The 18,642-nt window shown below is 70.9% G+C and carries 21 protein-coding genes and 1 tRNA gene; 10 read left to right on the forward strand and 12 right to left on the reverse strand.

All coding sequences use genetic code 11. The annotated features are described in order from the left end of the window. Positions 1–14 precede the first annotated feature (14 nt). A complete protein-coding gene (locus tag ABD743_RS07645; RefSeq protein ID WP_344720183.1) occupies positions 15–659 on the forward strand; it encodes a class I SAM-dependent methyltransferase in 645 nt (214 codons plus the stop codon). A gap of 4 nt (positions 660–663) precedes the next feature. On the opposite strand, the gene ABD743_RS07650 is transcribed toward ABD743_RS07645, so the two are convergent. Together ABD743_RS07650 and ABD743_RS07655 are read right to left on the reverse strand one after the other, a co-directional pair. Continuing rightward, entirely contained in the window at positions 664–1,311 is a 648-nt protein-coding gene (locus tag ABD743_RS07650) for a response regulator (RefSeq protein WP_344720185.1), read from the reverse strand. After that, positions 1,308–2,504, reverse strand: coding sequence for a sensor histidine kinase (locus ABD743_RS07655; RefSeq protein WP_344720187.1), 1,197 nt, complete (start codon positions 2,502–2,504; stop codon positions 1,308–1,310). The genes ABD743_RS07650 and ABD743_RS07655 overlap by 4 nt, the downstream gene beginning before the upstream one ends. Positions 2,505–2,642: 138 nt before the next feature. Between ABD743_RS07655 and ABD743_RS07660 the strand changes: the two genes are divergently transcribed. Together ABD743_RS07660 and ABD743_RS07665 are read left to right on the forward strand one after the other, a co-directional pair. Beyond that, entirely contained in the window at positions 2,643–3,593 is a 951-nt protein-coding gene (locus ABD743_RS07660; protein WP_344720189.1) for an ABC transporter ATP-binding protein, read from the forward strand. Further along, complete coding sequence (locus ABD743_RS07665) at positions 3,590–4,375, forward strand: ABC transporter permease (protein ID WP_344720191.1); 786 nt, start codon at positions 3,590–3,592, stop codon at positions 4,373–4,375. Before ABD743_RS07660 ends, ABD743_RS07665 begins: the two co-directional genes overlap by 4 nt. 19 nt (positions 4,376–4,394) lie before the next feature. Here ABD743_RS07665 and dcd read toward each other — a convergent pair whose 3' ends face one another. Beyond that, entirely contained in the window at positions 4,395–4,976 is a 582-nt protein-coding gene (gene dcd / locus ABD743_RS07670) for a dCTP deaminase (protein ID WP_344720193.1), read from the reverse strand. Positions 4,977–4,999: 23 nt separating this feature from the next. Then, complete coding sequence (locus ABD743_RS07675; protein ID WP_344720195.1) at positions 5,000–6,148, reverse strand: UDP-N-acetylglucosamine 2-epimerase; 1,149 nt, start codon at positions 6,146–6,148, stop codon at positions 5,000–5,002. Between the two features lie 185 nt (positions 6,149–6,333). Between ABD743_RS07675 and ABD743_RS07680 the strand changes: the two genes are divergently transcribed. The 4 genes from ABD743_RS07680 (at position 6,334) to ABD743_RS07695 (ending at position 8,198) form a co-directional block, all read left to right on the forward strand. After that, positions 6,334–6,407 (forward strand) — tRNA-Gly (locus ABD743_RS07680). Between the two features lie 259 nt (positions 6,408–6,666). After that, a complete protein-coding gene (locus ABD743_RS07685; RefSeq protein ID WP_344720197.1) occupies positions 6,667–6,951 on the forward strand; it encodes a phosphoribosyltransferase family protein in 285 nt (94 codons plus the stop codon). 106 nt (positions 6,952–7,057) lie between these two features. After that, positions 7,058–7,624, forward strand: coding sequence for a dienelactone hydrolase family protein (locus ABD743_RS07690; RefSeq protein WP_344720199.1), 567 nt, complete (start codon positions 7,058–7,060; stop codon positions 7,622–7,624). A 187-nt stretch (positions 7,625–7,811) separates the two neighbouring features. After that, positions 7,812–8,198, forward strand: coding sequence for a hypothetical protein (locus ABD743_RS07695; protein WP_344720201.1), 387 nt, complete (start codon positions 7,812–7,814; stop codon positions 8,196–8,198). Positions 8,199–8,222: 24 nt separating this feature from the next. On the opposite strand, the gene dinB is transcribed toward ABD743_RS07695, so the two are convergent. Together dinB and ABD743_RS07705 are read right to left on the reverse strand one after the other, a co-directional pair. Continuing rightward, positions 8,223–9,425 (reverse strand): DNA polymerase IV, encoded by a 1,203-nt coding sequence (dinB, locus tag ABD743_RS07700; protein ID WP_344720203.1) that lies wholly within the window; start codon positions 9,423–9,425, stop codon positions 8,223–8,225. 43 nt (positions 9,426–9,468) lie between these two features. After that, positions 9,469–9,963: a cupin domain-containing protein gene (locus ABD743_RS07705; protein WP_344720205.1), complete on the reverse strand. Its 495-nt coding sequence runs from the start codon at positions 9,961–9,963 to the stop codon at positions 9,469–9,471. A gap of 71 nt (positions 9,964–10,034) precedes the next feature. Here ABD743_RS07705 and ABD743_RS07710 point away from each other — a divergent pair, with 71 nt between their 5' ends. Then, positions 10,035–10,943, forward strand: coding sequence for a LysR family transcriptional regulator (locus ABD743_RS07710; protein ID WP_344720207.1), 909 nt, complete (start codon positions 10,035–10,037; stop codon positions 10,941–10,943). Between the two features lie 85 nt (positions 10,944–11,028). Here the strand turns inward: ABD743_RS07710 and ABD743_RS07715 are convergent, their stop codons facing one another. The 6 genes from ABD743_RS07715 to ABD743_RS07740 form a co-directional block, all read right to left on the reverse strand. Continuing rightward, a complete protein-coding gene (locus tag ABD743_RS07715) occupies positions 11,029–11,268 on the reverse strand; it encodes a hypothetical protein (RefSeq protein ID WP_344720210.1) in 240 nt (79 codons plus the stop codon). 387 nt (positions 11,269–11,655) lie between these two features. Continuing rightward, positions 11,656–12,039, reverse strand: a complete 384-nt coding sequence (locus ABD743_RS07720) for an MmcQ/YjbR family DNA-binding protein (RefSeq protein ID WP_379659003.1) — start codon at positions 12,037–12,039, stop codon at positions 11,656–11,658. 28 nt (positions 12,040–12,067) lie between these two features. Next, positions 12,068–12,886 carry a hypothetical protein gene (locus ABD743_RS07725; protein WP_344720212.1) on the reverse strand — a complete coding sequence of 273 codons (819 nt, stop codon included), beginning with the start codon at positions 12,884–12,886 and terminating at the stop codon, positions 12,068–12,070. 48 nt (positions 12,887–12,934) lie between these two features. Next, positions 12,935–13,414 carry a GNAT family N-acetyltransferase gene (locus ABD743_RS07730; protein ID WP_344720213.1) on the reverse strand — a complete coding sequence of 160 codons (480 nt, stop codon included), beginning with the start codon at positions 13,412–13,414 and terminating at the stop codon, positions 12,935–12,937. A 33-nt stretch (positions 13,415–13,447) separates the two neighbouring features. Next, a complete protein-coding gene (locus ABD743_RS07735) occupies positions 13,448–13,720 on the reverse strand; it encodes a hypothetical protein (RefSeq protein ID WP_344720215.1) in 273 nt (90 codons plus the stop codon). Between the two features lie 187 nt (positions 13,721–13,907). Further along, the gene (locus tag ABD743_RS07740; RefSeq protein ID WP_344720217.1) at positions 13,908–15,959 is read right to left on the reverse strand and encodes an Hsp70 family protein; all 2,052 of its coding nucleotides are present in this window, start codon (positions 15,957–15,959) and stop codon (positions 13,908–13,910) included. Between the two features lie 293 nt (positions 15,960–16,252). Between ABD743_RS07740 and ABD743_RS07745 the strand changes: the two genes are divergently transcribed. Together ABD743_RS07745 and ABD743_RS07750 are read left to right on the forward strand one after the other, a co-directional pair. Continuing rightward, a complete protein-coding gene (locus ABD743_RS07745) occupies positions 16,253–17,185 on the forward strand; it encodes an IniB N-terminal domain-containing protein (RefSeq protein ID WP_344720219.1) in 933 nt (310 codons plus the stop codon). Between the two features lie 505 nt (positions 17,186–17,690). After that, positions 17,691–18,554 (forward strand): IniB N-terminal domain-containing protein, encoded by an 864-nt coding sequence (locus tag ABD743_RS07750; RefSeq protein WP_344720220.1) that lies wholly within the window; start codon positions 17,691–17,693, stop codon positions 18,552–18,554. Positions 18,555–18,642 lie beyond the last annotated feature (88 nt).

Genomic DNA, 18,642 nt, shown 5'->3' on the forward strand with positions numbered 1-18,642 from the left:
CAGGGGGCATCACCATGAGCGAGCCTGCACCGCTACACAGGGGGCACGGACACAGCTACCTCCCCGCGATGGGGCACGACGGGCTGCTGCCCCTCTACGACCCCTTCACCCGGCTGCTGGGCGTGCGGTCCATGCACCGCAGGCTGGCCGACCAGGCCGGGATCGCACCGGGCCATCAGGTGCTGGAGATCGGCACCGGCACGGGCAACCTCGCGCTGCTCGTCAAGCGCCGGCACCCGCAGGCGAATGTCGCCGGGCTCGACCCCGACCCGCTCGCGCTCGGCCGCGCCCGGCGGAAGGCCGCTCGTGACGGGCTCGACGTCCAGTGGGACCTCGGGAGTGCCGGAGAGCTGCCCTATCCGGACGGCAGCGTCGACCGGGTGCTGTCCGCCCTGATGTTCCACCACCTCGACGAGGCCGTGAAGGAGCGCGCCCTGACCGAAGTGCGGCGTGTGCTGCGACCGGGCGGGCGCCTGCACCTCGTCGACTTCGCCGGGGAGCCCCACGGCTTGTTCAGCCGATGGGTGGGCCGGAACAGACGGCTGCACGGCAACGTGGGGGACCAGGTCCCCACGCGGATGCGCGAGGCCGGTCTGACGGACGTGGCCGAATGCGGCCGCGGCAGGCTCGGTGTCGGCTTCTACCGCGCCACCAGGTGACTAGTCAGAGCCAGCCGCGGTCGCGCGCCCGTTCCACCGCTTCCATGCGGGTCCCGACGCCGAGCTTCTGCATCGCCGACGACAGGTAGTTGCGCACGGTGCCGGGCGAGAGGTGCACGCGCCGCGCGATGTCGGCGGCCGTGCCGGGCCCGTCGACGGCGCGCAGCACCTCGAGCTCGCGCCCGGTGAGGGGGCACTCCTCCGTCATCAGCGCCGTCATGGCGAGCTCGGGGTCGACGTAGCGGCCACCGCCGTGCACCCGGCGGATGACGTCGGCGAGCACGCTGGCGGGAGCGCTCTTCGTGACGAAGCCCGCCGCGCCCGCGACGAGCGCGCGGCGCAGCACGCCCGGCCGGGCATGGCGGGTGAGGATGATGCAGCGCGTCGACGGTTGGTTGGCCGCTATCCACTGGGCCACCTCGGATCCGTCCCGGCCCGGCATCTCGACGTCCAGCACGGCGACGTCGGGGTGGTGCTGCTGCACGCGGGCGATGGCCTCGTCCCCGGTGGCGGCCTCGCCGACGACGACGAGATCGGGCTCCAGGCCCAGCAGAGCGCTCACCGCGCCCCGGGTGAGGGACTCGTCGTCGGCCAGCACGAGCCGGATCCGAGCGGGGTCAGCGGGACGTCCGGGGGCGCTCTCCGTGGTCACCGTGCGGCCCCGGGCAGCACCGCGTCGACGTGGAAGGTGCCGTCGGGGCCGGGCCCGGCGTCGAGCCGGCCGGCGTGCTCGTCGAGGTACCGGCCCAGCGCGTTCAGGCCCGTGCCCGGCGGCGCGCCCTCGGCAGGCAGAGCACCGTCGTTCTCCACGCGCAGCCGAGCGTGTCCGTCGGTGACGTCGATCTCGATCGTGCAGTGGTTCGGCTGGGCGTGGCGCAGCACGTTCGTCATCGCCTCCCGCAACACCCGGCCCAGCACGTTGCGCGCGGTCGGTCCGAGCGCGGTGGGGTCGCCCCGGACCACCAGCGTGACCCCCGCAGACTCGAGCACCGCCCGGGCCCCCGCCAGCTCCGTGACGAGGTCGGTCGAACGCGTGTCGCGCACCAGAGCGCGCACCTCGCTCAGCGACTCGCGGGCCACCCGCTGCACCTCCTCCATCTCCGAGCGGGCACGTTCCGGATCGGCCACCTGCAGCCTCGACGCCAGCTCGCTCTTGAACGCCACGACCTCCAGCGCGTGACCGAGGATGTCGTGCAGGTCGTCGGCCAGTCGCAGCCGCTCGCGGGCCGTGGCGAGCTCGGCGGCGATGCGCCGCGAGTCGTCCAGGTCGGTGACCGCCTTGAGCCACCAGAGCCGCTCGAAGTCGAGGGTCCACATCGAGCCGACGAAGAACGCGGCGAGTCCGGCGACGTAGAACAGAACGGACGACGACCGCTCCTGCGCCTCGCCGAAGGCCTGGAGCATCACCAGGTAACCGGACCCGAACAGCACGCCGACCGCACCGAGTACCCAGACGACGGTCCAGCGGGCCCGCAAGCCCCCGACGATGTCGCCGAGCAGTACCCCGCTGACCAGCGCCCAGAAGAACCCGACCGGGCTCCCCGCGAGCGCCACGAGCGACACGGCCAGCCCGACGGCCGCCGCAACGATCATGAACCAGGCGGGCGCCTGCCTGCCGAGTGACTTCGTCAGCTCGCGGATCCGCCACACGTGCAGGCACAGCGCGACGACGAAGAGGGCCAGCAGCGATGCGGTGTACCCGGCGGGCGGCCAGCCGGTCAGCGTCATCGACATCGGCACCACGAGCAGCCAGGCGATGGTCATCAACAGCCCGATCCGGCCGAAGCGGCGGGCGGCGCGGACGGTGCGCTCCTCCGCTCCGGGCAGCGGCTGCGAGATCTCCACGGCCCGAACGTATCGGACGTATCGAGACCAACGCCCGAAGTTGATGACAGCTGTCATCGAGGCCGCTGCGCACTGTCAGCCCGACCGATGCTGATCGCCACTACCGGCACCGTCCCCCGCCTCGGGACAGTGGATCTCATGACAGAGACGACATTTCGGGCCGGACGGGCGGTGGCGCCATCGGAGCAGATGACGGCCGTGTCGGTACGCGGCCTGCGCGTCCGGTACGGCGACTTCGAGGCCGTGCGAGGAATCGATCTGGACGTGCGGCGCGGTGAGGTCTTCGCGCTGCTCGGCACGAACGGCGCCGGCAAGACCACCACCCTGGAGGTGCTGGAGGGGTTCGGCACCCGCAGCGCAGGCACCGTCTCGGTCCTGGGACTCGACCCGGCGACCGAACGAGCGGCGCTGCGCCGGCGGATGGGTGTGCAGCTGCAGGAGGGCGGCTTCGTCGAGGAGCTGACGGTGCGGGAGACGCTGGTGCTCTGGCAGCGCCTCGTCGACCGGCCGGACCGGCCAGGGCGGCTGCTCGACCGTTTCGAGCTGACCGGCCGCGCCGATGTGCCCGTCGGGAAGCTCTCCGGTGGTGAGAAGCGCAGGCTCGACCTCGCGATGGCGGTGTGGGGCTCGCCGGAGCTGGTGGTCCTCGACGAACCGACCACCGGACTCGACCCGGAGTCGCGCAGGCGCACCTGGGACGCCATCCAGGAGCTGCAGGACGCGGGCCGCACCATCGTGCTCACCACGCACTACCTCGAGGAGGCCGAGGCGCTCGCCGATCGCATCGCGATCATGCACGAGGGCCGTGTGGCCGTCGCCGGAACGCTGGCCGAGATCGTGGCCGCCCAGCCCGCACGCTTCTCCGTCACGCTGCCGGAGGCCGTGGTCGACCTGCCCGAGCTGCGGGGGGCGGCTCGGCGCAACGGCGACCGGCTGGAGATCCGCACCGACGACCTGCAGGGAGACCTGACCCAGTTCCTGACCTGGGCAGCCGCTCGAGGGGTGCGGCTGCCCGACCTGCGCGCCGCGCCCGCCTCATTGGCCGACATCTACCACGCCGTACGGACCGAGACGGAGGACCGGGCATGACCACCGCGATGGCGGCCGCCACGACGACGCCCACGAGCAGGGCTCTCGCACTGGCGATCACCGAGACCCGGCTGATCCTGCGCAACAAGACGGTGGCTGTGTCCTCCGTCGCGCTGCCGGTGGCCTTGGGCGTGTTCTGGAGCTTCCAGTTCGAGTCCGGCGGCGACCCGGCGCGACAGGCCGTCAGCATCACGCTGCAGCTCGCCGTCGCCCTGACGATGGGGTTGTATCTCACGGCCACACAGACACTTGTTGTTCGGCGGCACACCCGCGTGCTCAAGCGGATGCGGATCAGCGGCCTGTCCGACCGCGGCCTGCTCGCGGCGACCCTGGCGCCGAGCGTCGTGCTCGCTCTCTTCCAGCTGGCGGTCTTCGCGGTGGTCAACGTGGTGACCGGGACGCCGCTGCCGAGCGATCCCCTGCCGCTGGTGCTCGCGCTGCTGGGCGGGGTGGCCCTCGTCGTCGCGGCGGCGCTGGCGACCAGCGTGGTCACGCCCTCGCCGGAACGGGCACAGATCACGACACTGCCGCTGATGTTCCTGATGCTCGGCGTCGGGGTGGTCACGGCGATCGCGCCCGCGGACGGTTGGTGGCCCGCCTTGATGGTCGTGCCGGGCGCAGCGGTGGGCGACCTGACCCAGCTCGCCATGACAGGTGACGCCTGGTCGGCGGGAGCAGCGGGCCTGCCGGCGATCCTGCCTCCGCTCGTGGCGCTCGTGGTCTGGCCCACCGTGTTCGGGATGTTCGCCGCGCGCAGGTTCCGCTGGGACCCACGGCACTGACCGCGGTGGTCGCGCCGCCTCAGCGCCGGGTGTCGGCCCGGTGGAAGTTCCGGTGCGCCCGCGAGGGCGTCGGCCCCCGCTGCCCCTGGTAGCGGGAGCCGACGCCCTCGCTGCCGTAGGGCCGCTCGGCTGGGCTCGACAGCCGGAACAGGCACAGCTGCCCGATCTTCATCCCGGGCCAGAGCGTGATCGGCAGGTTCGCCACGTTCGACAGCTCGAGCGTGATGTGCCCGGTGAAGCCGGGGTCGATGAAGCCTGCGGTGGAGTGGGTGAGCAGGCCGAGGCGCCCGAGGCTCGACTTGCCCTCCAGCCGCCCGGCCAGGTCGTCGGGAAGGGACACCGACTCGAACGTCGAGCCCAGCACGAACTCTCCGGGGTGCAGCACGAACGGCTCGTCGCCGTCGGGCTCGACCGGCGTGGTCAGCTCGTCCTGCTGCTGCGCAGGGTCGATGTGGGTGTACCAGGAGTTCTGGAACACCCGGAAGAATCGGTCCAGCCGCACGTCGATGCTCGACGGCTGGAGCATGTCTGGATCCCACGGATCGAGCACGAGACGTCCCGCCTCGAGCTCCTTGCGCAGGTCACCGTCCGACAGCAGCACATGGCCAGCGTATCTGCGCCGGATCAGACCTCGGTGTTGGTGGCCGGGTCGTCCAGCGACGACGAGAAGGACGTGAGTATCGGGGACGAGCACAACCCGAACATCCACGCGACGGCCTGCTCGACGCGGGCGGCCTCGAACCCGTCGGACGGTGGGGGCAGCGTCTTCGGTGCCGCGAGCACCTGCCGCACCGTGGTCATGACCTTGGGGCTGAGGATGCTGCGGATCGAGTCGCCGGGCTCCGGGATGTGCGGCCCGTCGACCAGCACCGCAGGCGTGCCGAGGCCGGGAGCATCGGCAACCAGTTCGGGATCGTCGGAGACCAGCACAGCGCTGGCCGCGATGAGCCACACCAGCTCCGCAAGCGGGAGGTTACGCACCACGATGGCCCGCGGGTGGTTCAGCAGCGGGTAGGCCGCGCCGTGGCTCGCGAGCTCGCCGTAGACGACGATCTCGATGTCGGGTTCGCGGTCGAGCAGGTCGGGCAGGCCGGCGAGCACGCCGAGCGAGCCGGGACGGTCCAGGCCGACGAGGACCACCTGCGGACCGCCGGCCGACACGCGGCGCAGCAGCCGCGCGAACCGGAGATCAGCGGGGCGGGGGTTGGCGGCCAGGGTGTCGCCCACCGAGATGGCGTTGGGTCCGACCGGGCTGCCCAGTGTGGCGTCGCCGGTGGTGGTGAGGAAGAGCGACGCGAGCTGACCGATCACGCGCCGGTTGGCCTCCTGCGGGAACGGGCACAGCAGATCGTCGCCCGCGACACCGGCCTGCAGGTGCACGACCGGGATCTGCCGCCAGAAGGCGACCTGCGCCGCCACCACGGGGGTCATCCCGCCGCCGTAGACCATGACGGCGGAGGGGTCGAGGTCGACCAGCAGCTCGTCGAGGCGCGTCATCAGCAGGGACGCGATCGCAGCCGGCTGCGGGTCGGGAGGCTCGCGCAGCAACTGCGTGACGTCGGCGGGCACCCCCAGCGACTCGAACGCCTCGTGGACCGTCATCGGGTCCGGTCCGGTGGCGACGGTGAGAGCTCGGATCCGGTCGGTGTCGGCGAACGCGGTGGCAACCGGCGCCAGGCGGGCGACCTCCGGGCGGCTGCCTGCGATCAGGAGTATGTCGTGGTCGTGATCCTGGATCGGGAGCGAACCCAGGGGCGGTTCGAGCTCGGTCATGCTCGGGTCCTTCGCGGCCGGGGGAGCTGGCCTTACGGGGCTCCAGCAGTGTGACTGGACGGCTACCGGCCGTCGAGCCCTGATCCCAGTAACCGGATCGCGAGGATGAGAACCACCCTCTTGGGGGACCGACCTGGCCTTGCTCGTTACGCAGCGTGAAGTGCTAAGCTCTCCCCTATCACTCTGCGGATGTAGTTCAATGGTAGAACATCAGCTTCCCAAGCTGAATACGCGGGTTCGATTCCCGTCATCCGCTCCATGAGTAAGGCCTAGATGCGGCCTATTCCACCGCACCTGGGCCTTTGTTCTGCCCCCTTCTTGGCAGGATCCACACCATTTCCCGGCCATTCGGCACGTCGGCGCCAGCGCACGTGCGGCGATCTTGGTGACGTCGTTCAACCTGCCCTCGCGGTTGCAAGAAGGTGATCTCGCCTGGTCACCTGGTCGGCGAGCACGGCCCGATGCCCCTACCGTGGACCAGGTCGCCGCCCGAAGACTCGATCTCCAGGGAGGGCGCCATGCCGTTCACCGATCGCATGGATGCGGGGCGTCGGCTGGCCGGCAGGTTGCGTCACCTGCGGGGCGAGGACGTTGTTGTGCTGGGCCTGCCGAGGGGTGGGGTGCCGGTCGCGTTCGAGGTGGCCAAGGCGCTCGATGCGCCGCTGGATGTGATCATCGTCGGCAAGTTGGGCATGCCGGTCCGGCCCGATCGACGCGAACGTACGACGACGTCCGTCAGATCTCCGACGAGCAGGTCGTGGACTTGTTACGGAGTGCGGCGCGCGAGGAACCAGCCGCGGTGAGCGCGGCCGGCGATGACGAGCCGCTGAGCGACGACGAGGTCGAGATTCCCGTGGGGGAGGTTCGGCTCAAGGGTGCCTCACCGTTCCGGAGGGGGCCGCCGGCGTCGTGGTGTTCGCGCACGGCAGCGGCAGCAGCCGGCACAGCCCGCGCAACGGGTACGTGGCCGGGGTCCTGCAGCGGGCCCGACTGGCGACGCTGCTGTTCGATCTGCTGACCACGCAGGAGGAGCCGCGCCGGGCCAAGGTGTTCGACGTCGAACTGCTGGCCGGCAGGCTCGCCGAGGTGACCGGCTGGGTGCAGCGCCGACCCGAGTTCGCCGGCCTTCCCGTGGGCTACGTCGGCGCGAGCACGGGTGCCGCGGCAGCGCTGTGGGCCGCCGCGGCAGACGCGGACATCGCGGCGGTGGTGTCCCGTGGCGGACGGCCGGACCTGGCCGAGCCGCGGCTGGGCGAGGTGCGAGCACCGACGCTGCTGATCGTCGGCGGGCAGGACACGAAGACGCTCGAACGCAACCGGCGGGCGGAGACCTCGATGCGCTGTGAGAGCCGGCTCGTCGTCATCCCGGGCGCCACCCACCTGTTCGGAGAACCGGGCACGCTCGAGGCGGCCGCCACGGCCGCACTCGCCTGGTTCACCGAGCACCTCGTCCCCGCCGCAGCACCCAGTGGCTGATGTGGTTGCCGCGCCGAATACGCGGGTTCGATTCCGGCCCATACACCCTGTGTCCCAGTAGTTCTACGGAAACCGTGCGACTGTGACGGCCGTTGCATCTCGCTGTCGAACCGAGCAAACCCCCGAATCCGTGTGTGCGATGCCCGGCTCCGAGAGTGCCGGGAACCACACAAAACATGGGGGAACCATGCTGCGCAAATTCGCTCTGTCCCTTGCTGCACTCGGTGCCGTCGGCGCCGCAGCCCTCGGCGGGGTCGGTGTCGCCCAGGCAGCGCCGGCCACCCCCGTCGCCCACCCCGTAGCCGCCCCTGCCGGCGGGATCCTCGACTCCGGCATCAACTTCTCCGAGCCCAAGGGCTCACAGGGCATCGGCGGCGACGGCGGGGAATGCATCACCGTGACGCTGCCGACCACCGGGTCCCTCCAGCACTTCGACGGCACCCTGACGTTCTGGACCGGGTCCGACTGCAAGAGGGGCAAGTCCCTCGTGGTCGACAAGAACGAGGCCAACCTGACCAAGCTCGGTTTCGGAAAGACCAAGTCGATCTTCATCGGCGACAACCACCGTCGCTGACACACGCCGGCCCGCGGCCGGGTCTCACGAGTCCGGGGGGATCGGAACGGTCAGGCCCGGATCGCGGCCGAGCAGCACCGCGCGGGTGACCGCCGTCGATCCGAAGCGATCGTGGACGGTGTCGAGCACGGCGTCGAGCGCGGTGCCGGCCACCTCGTCGAACGGCAGCACGAGCTGCACGGCGTCATCGTCGTCGAGGTTGCCGATCGCCACCCCGACCAGGGTCAGGCCTCGTTCCTCGATCACCGGCATGGCCCGGGCCGTGACCGCCCGCACCGCAGTGAGAATCGCGTCGGTGGAGCACGTCGCCTGGGACAGGGTGTGGGATCGCGAGGCCCGGGAGTAGTCGGCGAATCGCAGGCGGAGCATGACCGTGCGGCCGACCCGCTCGGCCGACCGCAGCCGCCGCGCGATCCGGTCCACCAGCGCGACGACCACAGCGTCGACAGCCTCCGGGGTGTTCGGTGCGCGACGCCCCATCGCGCGTTGCGCACCGATCGACCGACGCCTGCGCCCGACCTGCACCGGCCGCGGGTCGCGGTTGTGGGCAAGGGCGTGCAGATGGCGACCGAGCGCCGGACCGAGCAGCGACACCAGGATCCGCTCGGGGATCTCGGCGACCTCCCCGACCGTGGTGATGCCGTGTTCGTGCAGCTTGGCGGCCGTCACCTTGCCCACGCCCCACAGCCGCTCCACCGCGAGCGGGTGCAGGAACCCGAGCTCGTCGCCGATCGGCACGACGAGCAGGCCGTCGGGCTTGGCCACCCCGCTCGCCACCTTGGCGAGGAACTTCGTCCTCGCCACCCCCACGGTGATGGGCAGTCCGACTCGCTCGCGTACCTCTGCGCGCAGCCGTGCCGCGATCCCGCTCGGCGACCCCGCGATCCGCCGGAGACCGCCGACGTCGAGGAACGCCTCGTCGATCGAGAGCCCCTCCACCAGCGGAGTGGTGCTGCGAAAGACCTCGAACACCGCCTTGCTCGCAGCGGAGTAGGCCGACATCCGGGGCGGCACGACGATGGCCTGCGGGCACAACGACCGGGCCTGGGCGCCACCCATCGCCGTGCGGACTCCGTGGGCCTTGGCCTCGTAGCTCGCGGCCAGCACCACACCGCCGCCGACGATCACCGGCCGCCCACGCAGCCGGGGATCGTCACGTTGTTCGACCGACGCATAGAACGCGTCCAGATCGGCATGCAGGATCGTCCCCTCGCCGGACACGAACATATGTTCGCATCGATGTCCGGCCGGAGCGAACGACCGCACCCGTTCAGGAGCGGGTTTCACGCCAGAGGGGGCTGTCCACGTAGTGGTTGTCGAAACGTTCCTGCGACTCTCCGATCTCCCGCGGGTCGGCTTCGCCGCGGTGGACGCGGTCGAGCAGGCGGTAGTAGTCGAACCGGTCCATGCCAGGGGTGAAGACGAACAACACGTCCGCGTCGACACCGGCCACGGCGCCGAAGGCGTGCGGCACGCGCGGCGGGACGAGCAGGGCGTCGCCCTGGCCGAGGACGTGGACGCGGTCGTCGACGAGCACCTGGAGACTCCCGCTGAGCACGACGAACAGCTCGGAGGCGCGGGTGTGGAAATGCGGCGGAGCGCCGTCGGCGCCTGCCCTGAAGGTCGATCTGTTGCAGGTGATCGCCCCACCCGTGGTGGCGGAGTCGGCGAGCAGGGCGATCGTGCCGCCGGGGTCGCCGGTGAGCGTCTCGGCCTCGGAGGCCCGGACGAGCAGCGAAGCGTTCGTGGTGGTGTCGGTGTTCATGTCAACGACGATCGCCGTCGGCGACGCCGCGCACAACGACGGAAGTGACCTCGAACGATAACCTCGACGTTATGGAGCTCCGGGAGATCGAGATCTTCCTCGCGCTCGCCGAGGAACTCCACTTCGGCCGCACCGCCGAGCGGTTGCACGTTTCCCAGGCCCGCATCAGTCAGACGATCAAGAAGCTGGAGCGGCAGGTGGGCGCCCCGCTCTTCGACCGGACCAGCCGCCGCGTGGCACCCACCCCGATCGGCGCCCGGTTGCGCGACGACCTCGCGCCCGCGTACCGGCAGATCGTCGACGCCGTGGACAGGGCGACCGACGCCGGCCGCGGCACGGGCGGGGTCCTGCGGGTGGGGTTCGAGGCACCGGGCGTGGCCGACCTCATCGCCGGCGTGCTCGACACCTACCGCTCCGGTGCCGCCGAAGGCGAGGTGGAGATCCGGGAGGCCGACTTCGGCGACCCCTTCGGTCTGCTCCGCGCGGGCGAGGTGGACGTGCTGGTCACGCTCCTGCCCGTCGCCGAGCCGGATCTCGCCACCGGCCCGGTCGTCCTCACCGAACCGATGGTGCTGGCGGTGCCGGCGCGGCATCCGTTCGCCCGGCTCGACTCCGTGACGCTCGACGACCTCGCGCGCGACACGGTGTTCCGGGCAGCGCGCCCGGCACCGCCCTACTGGGTGGAGCCGCCGGAACCGTGGACGACGCCGAGCGGACAGCCGGTGCGGCGCGGGCGCCCGCTCGCGACGTTCCAGGAACTGCTCGCGGTGATCGCCGCCGGCGAGGGAGTCTGCCCGCTCGCGGCGCACGCGAGGCAGTACTTCGCGCGGCCGACCATCGCGTTCGTGCCGTTCCGGAACGCGCCGGACGTGCGGTGGGCCCTGGTGTGGCGTCGCACGGGGCGGACGGCACGGGTGCGCGAGTTCGCCGAGCGCGCCCGGACGCAGGCCGGCCCGTCCAGCGGCCCCGCTCGGGGGTAGCGCGTCCTGCCCGTGTTCTCGCGACGTCACGTACGGAGGGCCTTTGACCTGGTGGTCCAGGGCCTTCGGACTTGCACGTGCCGGTTCAGGCGGCGGCGACGTCCCCCGCCTGGACAGCAATGACCTTCAGGCCTGCGCGGGTGACGTCGGCGAGCGCGCTCTGGAGCGCGTCAGCAAGCATCTCGGCCTCACGGTCGAAGTGGATGGCGGTCCGGTCGGCTCGCAGCTCCGGTGCGGTGTCGTCGGCGCCCGCTTCGAACAGGGCGTCGAGCTCGGCATCGGTGAGGCGGTGGTCGACGACCAGCGTGATCTCCTGGTTGCTCATCCCATCTTCTCCTCATGCAGGTGGCGGTCGGCGAACCGGTAGATCTGGCGGGCGAGGTTCTCGGACACCCGTGGTGTGGACCAGAGTGCAGCTGGTCGCCGCAGATGGTGCAGATGAGGGCACCCCAACGGTGGCCTCGATGGATTTCCTCCACATCGACCACGCCGTCTTGGACGACGTCGGCGATCGCGTCGGCGATCGCCTCCCCAAGGTCCAGCCTGTCACCCAGGTGGTAGGAGCGGGCCTGATCGACGACGAGGAGCTCGCCGAACTCGCCGAGGCTCTGCTCGACAAGTCGTCGCTCGAGGTCCTCATCGGTGCGCCGTGGTGCCGGAAGACGGTCCAGGGTGGCTCGGCGGGCGGTCCGAGCCGTGCCTGCCGAACCCGTCAGCGGCGCTCGGCGTCGAACGCATTGCGCAGACGCACCGGAGCCCGCTCGCGCCATGCGTCCTCGATCAGCTCGGTCAGCTGCTGGCGGGACACCTTCTCCAGGTCGACGAGGATCGAGCCGTACCCGTCGTAGTGCGGGGTCGTGTAGAACGCGGGGTCGCCGGAAGCGAGCAGCGCTTCTTTCTCGTCGAGCTGACACATCAGCGTCAGCCCGCCCTCGGCCTCCGTGCGGAGGCGTGCGAACGACTTGCCCTTCACTTTGAGGGATGGCGTGCCGTAGGAGGTCGACTGCTCGACCTCCGGCAGCCCACTCGCGATCGTCACGACGTCGTCCCAGCTCAGCACGGGCACATCCTGGCGTGCCGCGCACCCTCCCGTCATGGACGAATCGGAACCGGGCGGGTGACGCTCAGCGGACGCGGGGCGGCCGCAGCGGTGGTGCCTTCGCGATCACCACGGTGCCGGCCAGCGCCATCGCCAGACCCACCGCGAGCACCCACGCCCAGCCGGGACGAACAGGGTCTCCCAGCAGCCAGATCCCGACCATCCCCGGTACGAGCACCTCGGTCACCGTGAACACGGCGGTGACCGCACCGACGTCACCCCGTGACAGCGCGGCGGTGTAGCCGGTCATCCCGACCAGCCAGAACCCGGCCACCAGGTAGGTGGCCGGTTGGCCGAGCAGCAGCGCCAGGTCGAGCCCCTCCCCGGTCTGGACGTGGGCTGCCCGCACCGACAGTGCCGTGCCGCCGAACCCGAGGCCCGAGAGCAGGGCGAGCGGCCACGCGTGCTTGCCCTGCCGCAGCACCAGCACGGCGACGGCCAGCAGCAGCAGCGAGACGAGCAGGACGACGTCCACCCCACGCGGGCGGAGCGGCGGCTGCTCGGTGCCCGCGCTGGCGGCCACCAGCACCAGACCCGTGAGACACACCCCGACGGCCACCCGGATATCGAGGGGCAGCCGCACCCCGATCATCCGGGCATTGATGACGGCGGTCATGGCGATGGTGCCACCGATGATGGCCTGCACCGCGAACACCGGCAGCACCCTGAGCGCCAGCACGGCGCACCCCCACGCGACGAAGTCCACCGCGACCCCGGCGACGAACCGAGGCTGGAGGAAAGCGGGCCGCTTGCGGGTGGCCCGCCGGGCGCCCTCGGCCTGGAGTAGCGCGCCGAAACTGTTCAGGACCATCGCGGCCGTCGCGAGCAGGATCCCGACCAGCACGTTGCCAGCATGCCGCCCCCGCAGGGCCGACGCTCGTCCGACCCGCCACTAGGGGGTGGTTGCGCCGCCTTCCGGCGCGCATTCCGCCAGCCCCAGGCGCATCACCGGGAGCCGCCGGCCGAGCGGCGAGTCCACCCAGGCGACCGTCTCGCCGCCCATGCGCTCGTAGAACCCCACGGCGTACGGCTCGGCCTCCCACTCGAGGACACGCGCGCCCCGCGCAGCCGCCCGGGCCGCCGCGTGCTCGAAGAGTGCCCGCCCGCAGCCGCGGCCGATCTCGACCGGCTCGAGCCACAGGTCGTCGAGCACGGCCAGATCATCGCGGTGCAGCAGGACGTAGAACCCGCTGACCACACCGTCACGTTCGGCCACGAACACGTCGTTCGCCGCCACCACCTCGGGCGTGAGCGCAAGCGTGCGCTCGAAGCGCTTCAGGAACGCCGCCGGGTACGGCCAGTACCCCTTGGAACGGACGGCCAGCGCCGCAAGGGCGCCGGCCTCCTCCGCACGGGCGGGCCGGATGAACACACCGTCAGTCTGCCGCCCGCGACCGGAACCCGGTCAACGCCCCGAGCGGTCCTCCCCACTGGGCACCGGTGTGAAGAACCCGCTCATGAGGCCACCCGCCACCGCCTGACGCGGATCCCACCGCTGCGCGCGGTGCTCGTGCAGCAACTGCCGAGGCTTCTCCGACATCCCGACGAACGCCAGTACCAACACCGTCCCCAGCACCACCGGGACACCCACCAGCAGCACCAGCCAGCCGAACCCCACGTACGCGACGCCCAAAGCCGCCAGTTCCATGGCGATGACCGCCCCGCCCAACCTCACCACGACAGATCTCCCTATTCCCCCCGGCGCCCACTGTCGGCGCCACACCCCACCTACATCGCCGAAGCCTGCTCATATGTGACGGGGCTGTGCCACAGCGACACGAGTGAAGGCGGGCGAGCGAGCACAGCCGCTCGCCCGGCGGATCGACGACCGGCGCGAGGCCCGGGCGAAAGCCCGGCCGGCCTGGTCAGACCGTCGGGGATCCCTCTGTGATCGACCCTGCCGGGGAGAAAGCCGGACCGGGGCCGGCGGGAGGGGCGGAACCGAGGGTCGCCACCGAACTTCCGCCCGGCGCCGTGTTGCCACCCGGGGTGCCACCGCCCTGGTTCGTGTTGGTGTTGGTGGTGGTGGTGGTGGTCGGCGTCGTGTTGGTGGTGGTGGTCCGGGTCGTGGTGGTGGTGGTCGGGGTCGTGTTGGTAGTGGTCGGCGTGCTGTTGGTCGTGGTGGTGGCGCGCGTGGTGGTGCTGGTCGCGTTCCCCGTCGTGGTGGTCACCGGCGACGGATCCGTGGTCGTGCCGCTGCCCGGTGGTGGGCCGGTGACGGCGGACGGCGTCGGCGCCGCGCCACCGCGTGCCGGCGCTCCACCGGGGGCGGCGCCACCGCGCGCCGGCGCTCCATCGGGGGCCGCGCCACCGCCTCCGTCGCCGTTCCTGGCGCCGGAATCATCGGGGGCGGGCTCGGGCGCCGCCGGCACGGAGCCGGGGATGGGCGCGAGGGTGGACACGGCGTCGCTCGGCTTGTTCGCGCCGACCTCGGCGGCGGAGGGCGTGGTGGGCCACAACATGACCGCGGCAATGACGGCAGCGGAAGCCAGCAACCCACCGATCCCGACCAGCAGCCCGACCGGGCGCTCCGCCTTCTTCTGATGCTGCCAGGCCGGCGGGGCCAGCAGCTGCCTGCCGGTGTCCGGGAGCAGGGACACGGCGGACTCGCGCGGCACACCGTCGGGGCCGACCTCGTACGACGGCGCGAGAGACCGCAGCGCGGGCCTCGCAGGTGGGGCCGCAAGTGCGCCCCCCGCCGACGCCAGCACCGGGATCCGGTCCGAGGTGCCTGTGGTGCCCTCCGCGAACGCCGGTGGCCTCGGCGACGGCACGAAGCCCGGGGGAACGGGCTCGATCGCGACACCCGGCCAGGACGCCGTGGGGGTGGGGGAGATCGCCAATGCGGCGCCCTTGGCGATGGCGTTCTTCGGGTCGGCGTCGACGGCGACCGGCCTGCCGAGCTGCTCGGACACCAGCTGCGCGACCAGCGGGACCCGCGACGAACCGCCCACCAGCAACACGGCCGAGAGCTCTTCGGGAGAAAGGCCCGCGGAGGCCACCGCCGCGCGCAATGCGGAGACCGTCTCCTCGACCTGCGGCCGGATCATGGCCTCGAACTCGCTGCGGTGCAGCCGTACCGAACCACGCCCGGCGGGCATGAGCACCGGGATGGAGACGTCCGTGTCGCTGCTCAGGGCCTCCTTGGCCTCCGTGCACTCGCGCCGGACCCGCGCCACGGCGGCCAGCACCGCCGGATCGGTCTCGTCCAGGTCGGCGAACGCCTCCGGGAGGCCCGAGTAGACGTGTTCGAAGACGGCATCGTCGAAGTCGACGCCGCCGAGCCGCTCCAGGCCCTCCGGACGGCCGAGCAGCCCGAATCCCGCCGTGGTCGGAGCGATCGCGGGGTCGCCCTTGCGGACGACCGCGGCGTCGAACGTGCCACCGCCCAGGTCGTACACGGCGATCGCTGCGCCGGCGGGGACCCGCTCGGCAGCGGCGTAGTGCAGGGCAGCGGCCTGTGGCTCTGCCAGGAACGTGGCCGTGACGCCCTCGACGGCGAGCGCGGCAGTGAACAGATCCAGCTTGTGCGCACCCCACGACGCGGGGTGGGTGACGGCGATACGGTCGGCGGGGCCGCCCTCGCGTTCGGCGACGCGGTCGACGACCCACCGCACCAGCCGAGCGGCCAGCTCCTCGGGGGCCCAGGCCTGCCCGGCCACGACGATCGGCGTGGGGTCGCCGATCCGGCGCTTGAACTCGCGCACGACGCGGGCGGGGTCGGTCAGGGCGCGGCGCTCCGCGGCCTCACCCACCACGACCGAGCCGTCGGGGGCAACGAACATCACCGAAGGGACGATGGCGCTCCTGGTGCCGAGGGTGACGACCTCCGGCTCGACCCAGCCCCGATCCTGGGAACGGCACACGGCAGCAGCGGTGTACGTCGTCCCGAGATCGATACCGAGCTGGTAGCTCATCGTGCTCCCCTCACAGCCGGTCCGGCAGTAGCCGGATCGGTCCTCACCTCTCGCAATCGCAGTAACAAGCTGGTCCGTTAGCTCCTGATCGTGTCACGTATCGAAACGGACCGGATCCCATGTGTGTTTACCGAAACCCCCCACAGCCAACCGAACTACCCCCTACCGGAGGGGTCGGCGAACTCTGGCTGATCCCCGATGGCCCGGCGGCACCCCGCTCCTAACTTCTGCGTCAACGCCGGTCGGCCCCGACCGACTCGACGATCCGCACACGAACATCGGAGACGATCACCATGGCTGAGCACATGTCGCTGCTGGAGTTCCTGCGCGAGCTGCTGACCAACGAGCAGGCCCGCGACTGGTACGCCGAGGACCCCAACGCCGCCCTCAAGTACTACGGACTCGACGACCTGAGCCCCGCGGACGTGCGGGACGCCCTCGTTCTGCTCGAGGACAACCAGACCGCCGACTTCGACCGGGACCACAACACCGGCTGGGACGGCCCGAGCCACTCGTCGCGTAACGACGACGACAACGACCGTGACCACGGCCGTGACAACGACCGCGACGACGACCGCGACGGCGGCCGTGACGGCGGCCGTGACCACGACGACGACCACGGCAGCGACGACCACCGGGCCGCGGTCGAGACCATCAACCGCTACATCACCAACAACTTCGTCAACGACCGCGACACGATCGTCGACAACTCGACGAACCAGCAGATCGACACGCACGGCGGCGACTTCGACCAGGACATCGACGTCGACTCGGTGGTCGCCACCGGCGACGGCGCCGTGGCCGCCGGCGGGGACATCGAGGACTCCAACATCGTGTCCGGCGACGACAACCAGGTCGGCGACGGCAACGTCCGTGGCGACAACAACGTGGCGGGCGACGACAACAACGTCGTCAACGGCGACAACAACACCACGGCCTTCGGTGACGGCGACGCCAACAACGCCTCCTTCGAGGACGTCCAGGTCGGCGGCGGCGGCGCGATCTCGGTCGGCGGCGACGCCGACGGCTCGTACAACGCCGAGGACTCGTTCAACGAGACCGAGACGACGACCACGAACAACACCCACTTCGAGGACTCGTTCAACGAGGACAACGACGCCACGTCGAACTCGCACAACGACACCGACACGGACATCGACTCGGACTCGCACGACACCACGCACAACGACTCGAACAGCCACAACACCGTGGACATCGAGCACTGAGCTCTCTCCTCAATCCCGATCGACTCCCCCGATCGGCGAGGCGGCCCCGCTCCTGCACCTGCAGGGGCGGGGCCGTTCCCGTCTTCCGGCTCTGCGGATCGCCCCGCAGCGTCCGAACCGGTCAAGTTCTCGGGTGCAGCGCGAACCGTGGGGGGACCCCGAAGCAATTCCCTAGCGGCTCGCAGATGGCCGTCGGGGGAGTCCCACCGATGGCGCTACGCGGTGTAGCCCGTTCGCCGGTATCGCTTACGCCGTTCGCGCATCCCCGAGCCGGCTTCGACTAGTCCCCGCTACCGAGCGCACGCATGAGAAGCTTCCCCTCCCCGCCCAGGGGGACGATCCCCTAATCCCCCGATCCCCTAGCACCCGCGCCTCGGATCCCCGCACGGATGGGGGATCAGGACCCTGGACGATCCCCGATGGCCCGAACGGCGCAGCGCCCTAACTTTCTCCGCAACGCCGGGACGACCGGCAACCCGCCGAACCACTTGGGAGATGATCCGAGATGACCACCTCGACCTCGCTGCTCGATCTGCTGCTCAACCTCTTCCGCGACCCCGAGGCCATGGCCGCCTTCAAGGATGACCCCAACGGCTACCTCGCCCCCTGCGGCGACATCTCGCCCGACGACGTCCGCGACGCGCTCATGCTGCTCAACGACAACCAGGACGCGGACTTCGACCGGGAGTACAACACCGGCTCCAACCACTCCGGCGGCAACCACGTCCACGTTCCCCCGCCGCCCGCGCCCGAGAAGCACGAGGGTGAGAGCGACCACGAGGCCACGGTCCGCTACCTGAACACCTACATCACCAACAACTACGTCGACGACCGCGACACGATCATCGACAACTCGGTGAACCAGCAGATCGACACCGGCGGCGGCGACTTCGACCAGGAGATCGACATCGACTCCACCGCCGCCACCGGCGACGGCGCCGTCGCGGCCGGCGACGACATCGAGGACTCCAACATCGTCACCGGCGACGACAACCAGGTCGGCGACGGCAACGTCAGCGGCGACGGCAACGTGGTGGGCGACGGCAACGACGTCGTCAACGGCGACGACAACACCACGTCCTTCGGCGACGGTGACGCCAACAGCACCTCCCTCGAGGACGTGAACGTCAGCGACGGCGGCGCGCTCGCCGTCGGCGGCGACGCCACCGGCGAGCAGGACATCGACGGCTCGTTCAACGACACCACCACGACCACCGAGACCAACACCGAGTTCGACGACTCGTTCAACCAGGACAACGACGCCACGTCGGGTTCCTTCAACGAGACCGACACCAATGTCGACACCGACTCGCACGACACCACGCACAACGACGTCCAGAGCCACAACGACGTCGCGGTCGACCACTGACGAGGTTCACCGGCCGCCGGAGGCTGTCCCCTGCCGGGGTAATCTCCAGGTGATGTGACCACCGGCCCCGCCACTCCACGGGATTCTC

It is taken from the genome of Pseudonocardia yunnanensis, assembly GCF_039534065.1.
GTDB lineage: Bacteria > Actinomycetota > Actinomycetes > Mycobacteriales > Pseudonocardiaceae > Pseudonocardia > Pseudonocardia yunnanensis.

What these genes read in the sequence shown, in the direction of transcription:
- ABD743_RS07645 (WP_344720183.1), top strand. Translation starts at nt 15, where the DNA reads ATGAGCGAGCCTGCACCGCTACACAGGGGGCACGGACACAGCTACCTC.
- ABD743_RS07660 (WP_344720189.1), top strand. Translation starts at nt 2,643, where the DNA reads ATGACAGAGACGACATTTCGGGCCGGACGGGCGGTGGCGCCATCGGAG.
- ABD743_RS07665 (WP_344720191.1), top strand. Translation starts at nt 3,590, where the DNA reads ATGACCACCGCGATGGCGGCCGCCACGACGACGCCCACGAGCAGGGCT.
- ABD743_RS07675 (WP_344720195.1), bottom strand. Translation starts at nt 6,148, where the DNA reads ATGACCGAGCTCGAACCGCCCCTGGGTTCGCTCCCGATCCAGGATCAC.
- ABD743_RS07685 (WP_344720197.1), top strand. Translation starts at nt 6,667, where the DNA reads ATGCCGTTCACCGATCGCATGGATGCGGGGCGTCGGCTGGCCGGCAGG.
- ABD743_RS07695 (WP_344720201.1), top strand. Translation starts at nt 7,812, where the DNA reads ATGCTGCGCAAATTCGCTCTGTCCCTTGCTGCACTCGGTGCCGTCGGC.
- dinB (WP_344720203.1), bottom strand. Translation starts at nt 9,425, where the DNA reads ATGTTCGTGTCCGGCGAGGGGACGATCCTGCATGCCGATCTGGACGCG.
- ABD743_RS07705 (WP_344720205.1), bottom strand. Translation starts at nt 9,963, where the DNA reads ATGAACACCGACACCACCACGAACGCTTCGCTGCTCGTCCGGGCCTCC.
- ABD743_RS07710 (WP_344720207.1), top strand. Translation starts at nt 10,035, where the DNA reads ATGGAGCTCCGGGAGATCGAGATCTTCCTCGCGCTCGCCGAGGAACTC.
- ABD743_RS07715 (WP_344720210.1), bottom strand. Translation starts at nt 11,268, where the DNA reads ATGAGCAACCAGGAGATCACGCTGGTCGTCGACCACCGCCTCACCGAT.
- ABD743_RS07720 (WP_379659003.1), bottom strand. Translation starts at nt 12,039, where the DNA reads ATGACGGGAGGGTGCGCGGCACGCCAGGATGTGCCCGTGCTGAGCTGG.
- ABD743_RS07740 (WP_344720217.1), bottom strand. Translation starts at nt 15,959, where the DNA reads ATGAGCTACCAGCTCGGTATCGATCTCGGGACGACGTACACCGCTGCT.
- ABD743_RS07745 (WP_344720219.1), top strand. Translation starts at nt 16,253, where the DNA reads ATGGCTGAGCACATGTCGCTGCTGGAGTTCCTGCGCGAGCTGCTGACC.
- ABD743_RS07750 (WP_344720220.1), top strand. Translation starts at nt 17,691, where the DNA reads ATGACCACCTCGACCTCGCTGCTCGATCTGCTGCTCAACCTCTTCCGC.